This is a genomic window from Caulobacter sp. AP07, from assembly GCF_000281955.1.
Taxonomy (GTDB): Bacteria; Pseudomonadota; Alphaproteobacteria; order Caulobacterales; family Caulobacteraceae; genus Caulobacter.
Map to the genome: position 1 here is coordinate 1 of NZ_AKKF01000236.1, position 2,781 is coordinate 2,781.

Here is a 2,781-nt window from a genome sequence, read left to right on the forward strand (position 1 = left end):
CACGACGCTCTTCCGATCTGGCTGGCGGCCGGCCACAGCAGCCAGCCGGTGCCGGTGGCCACCTCGGCCGCCAGGAAGATCGCCGCGACCGCCAGCCAGACCCAGAACGGGTGGGTCATGTAGAACAGCATCAGGCCGTCCATGACGTCAGACTCCGCGCTTGGGCGTCGGCGGCACGATGGTGCGCGAGCCGTCGCCGCCGCCGCCCAGGGTCTTCACCAGCTCGGCGACGCCCGCCACCGTGCCGGTCAGGCCGGCGAAGTCGGCCGGCACGATCACCGTCTTGGCGTTGGGCGAACGGGCCAGCTCGCCGAACGCCTCGACGTATTTCTGGGCGATGAAGTAGTTGATGGCGTTGACGTCGCCCTTGGAGATGGCTTCCGACACGAAGGCGGTGGCCTTGGCCTCCGCCTCGGCCGAGCGCTCGCGGGCCTCGGCGGTGCGGAAGGCGGCTTCCTTGCGGCCCTCGGCCTCGAGGATGGCGGCCTGCTTCTGGCCCTCGGCCCGGGCGATGGCCGCCTGCTTCTCGCCCTCGGCCTCGGTGATCACCGCCCGCCGCTCGCGCTCGGCCTTCATCTGCCTGGCCATGGCGTTGGTGATGTCGGCCGGCGGGGTCAGGTCCTTGATCTCGATGCGCGCCACCTTGACCCCCCAGGGGTTGGTGGCGTGGTCGATGGTGGCCAGCAGCCGGGTGTTGATCAGGTCGCGCTGGCTCAGCACCTCGTCCAGCTCCATCGAGCCGACCACGGTGCGCAGATTGGTCTGGGTCAGCTGGGTGATGGCGTACATCAGGTTGTCGACCCGGTAGGCGGCCTGCGAGGCCTCCATCACCTGGATGAAGACGATGGCGTCGACCTTCACCGAGACGTTGTCCTTGGTGATCACCTCCTGCTGGGGGACGTCGAGCACCTGCTCCATCATGTTCACCCGCCGGCCGATCGCCTCGACGAAGGGGGTGAGGATGCTGATGCCGGGCTTGAGGGTGCGGGTGTAGCGGCCGAACCGCTCGACGGTGAATTCGCGCCCCTGGGGCACGATCTTGATCACGTTGACGACAAGGAAGATGGCCAGGGCCACCAGGACCAACGGCACGATAAACGACATTACGAAAGCGCCTCCCACAACCGATGGAAGAAGACTAGCGCGCCGCTTCGTCGTCCGCCACGGAATCCGGCGTCGCCTGGCCGTCGGGCGCCCGGGTCCGCATCGACTGGGCCAGTTGGGCGGCGATCGCCTGGCCGTGGCGGGCGGCGGCCTGCTCGGCCCGCCGGCTGGTGTCGTCGCACGCCGGGAACTCGCCCTGGCGAGCCGCGAAGCCGGTGTTGAACTTGTCGCGCAGCTGGGCGTCGAAGGCCTGGTCGGCCTTTTCCACCTCGGTCAGCCGCACCATGCGCGAGCGCCAGTACTGGTCGCCCGCGCCCTGGCAGACCTGCCGCAGGGCGTGGCTCTCGCCGATGGTGAAGGCCAGGTCGAGCAGCTTCTGGCGCTCCACGGGACCGCGGTCCTGGGCGACGGCGGCGGCCGCGGGGATTAGCAGGGCGAGCGCGGCGAGGGCGTGAAACAGCGGGCGGTTCATGGGTCGCACTATCCCCATCGGCGAGGGTCCTGTCACCGTCCCGCGCGCCTTAGGCGAACCCCGTGGCCAAACCAAGACTCCAATAGGCCTTGCGAAGGCCACCGATCGGAGCGACCCTGTGGATAACGTTGGGATAAACATAAGCGCAGGGAGGTCGACCATGACTGAAGTGCACTATGGCGTCGTCCGCGTCGGGGACACTTGGGCTATTATCGGCGACGCCCTGCGGGTGGGCGCCTACGCCACGCGGCGCCAGGCCGAGCGCGCGGCGCGCAACCTCGCCGAACAGGCCACGGGCGTGGGCCTTCCGGTCCAGATGCACCTTCAGGACGAGACCGGCGAGCTGCTGAAGCCGACTTTGCTGAGCTGACGCAGCCGCGCGCGAGACTTCCTTCTCCAATTGAGCACCCAAAGGGTTGTCATCCCGGAAGCGCGTAGCGCTGTCCGGGACCCAGGGGCCGGCGCATCGCGGTTGCCCCTGGGTCCCGGCCCTTCGCTTTGCTACGGCCGGGATGACAACGGTTGGAGTGGCCGCCCCTAAGCCGCCTCGGCGTCTCCATCCCCGTCGCCGACCAGGAAGCCCCGGAGGGTCTTGAAGACCTGCGTGGCCGAGGCCAGGAAGCCCACCACCGAGGCCGCGACCTGGAAGATCGCCCAGACGGCGCCGGCCAGCGGACTGTCGGCGAACAGCGCCACCAGCGGATAGACCACCTGGCTGACCGCGATGCGGAAGTGGGCGTAGGCGGTGGAATATTCGATCACCACCCCGCCGATCGCCGCCACCACCAGCACCGCCAGGACCGGCGCCCACAGCAGCGGCAGGATCAGCAGCAGGGCCAGGGCGACGATCAGGCTCTTGGTCCCCAGCCCGGCCCGCGCCACCGCCGTGGCCCCGACGCCGTACAGCATCGCCCCGCCCAGCAGCACGAAGGCCACGGGCAGCACCAGGTCGGCCACGTCGATCAGGTCCAGCCGGGCGACCAGGCTGGCCGCGGCGGCGATGATCAGCACCAGCAGGAAGGCGCCCAGCCACAGGGCGCTGTACTGGCTGAGGCGATGCCGGATGACGGCGCGGTCCCGCATGGTGTCGTCTCCCCCGAGAGTCCGCGGGAGCCTGACCCGGAAGCTCCGCCGCGTCGACCGGAAATCGCACACTTGCCCCCACCGGACCGCTTCGCGGTCGTCCGCCCCCATAGGGGGCGGAG

Annotated in this window: 4 protein-coding genes and 1 pseudogene; 1 reads left to right on the plus strand and 4 read right to left on the minus strand. The window is 69.6% G+C overall.

Going from position 1 to position 2,781, the window contains the following annotated elements:
• Positions 1-147: 147 nt before the first annotated feature.
• Both PMI01_RS20925 and PMI01_RS20930 read right to left on the minus strand, forming a co-directional pair.
• A complete protein-coding gene (locus PMI01_RS20925; RefSeq protein ID WP_007673772.1) occupies positions 148-1,104 on the minus strand; it encodes an SPFH domain-containing protein in 957 nt (318 codons plus the stop codon).
• Positions 1,105-1,138: 34 nt separating this feature from the next.
• Positions 1,139-1,576, minus strand: a complete 438-nt coding sequence (locus tag PMI01_RS20930; protein WP_035037557.1) for a TIGR02301 family protein — start codon at positions 1,574-1,576, stop codon at positions 1,139-1,141.
• 160 nt (positions 1,577-1,736) lie between these two features.
• Here PMI01_RS20930 and PMI01_RS20935 point away from each other — a divergent pair, with 160 nt between their 5' ends.
• Complete coding sequence (locus PMI01_RS20935; RefSeq protein WP_007673776.1) at positions 1,737-1,946, plus strand: hypothetical protein; 210 nt, start codon at positions 1,737-1,739, stop codon at positions 1,944-1,946.
• Positions 1,947-2,019: 73 nt separating this feature from the next.
• On the opposite strand, the pseudogene PMI01_RS28255 reads toward PMI01_RS20935, so the two are convergent.
• Together PMI01_RS28255 and PMI01_RS20940 are read right to left on the minus strand one after the other, a co-directional pair.
• Positions 2,020-2,094 (minus strand): annotated as a pseudogene (locus tag PMI01_RS28255) (hypothetical protein); the annotation flags it as partial.
• A gap of 19 nt (positions 2,095-2,113) precedes the next feature.
• Positions 2,114-2,659 carry a hypothetical protein gene (locus PMI01_RS20940; RefSeq protein ID WP_007673778.1) on the minus strand — a complete coding sequence of 182 codons (546 nt, stop codon included), beginning with the start codon at positions 2,657-2,659 and terminating at the stop codon, positions 2,114-2,116.
• Between the last annotated feature and the right edge of the window lie 122 nt (positions 2,660-2,781).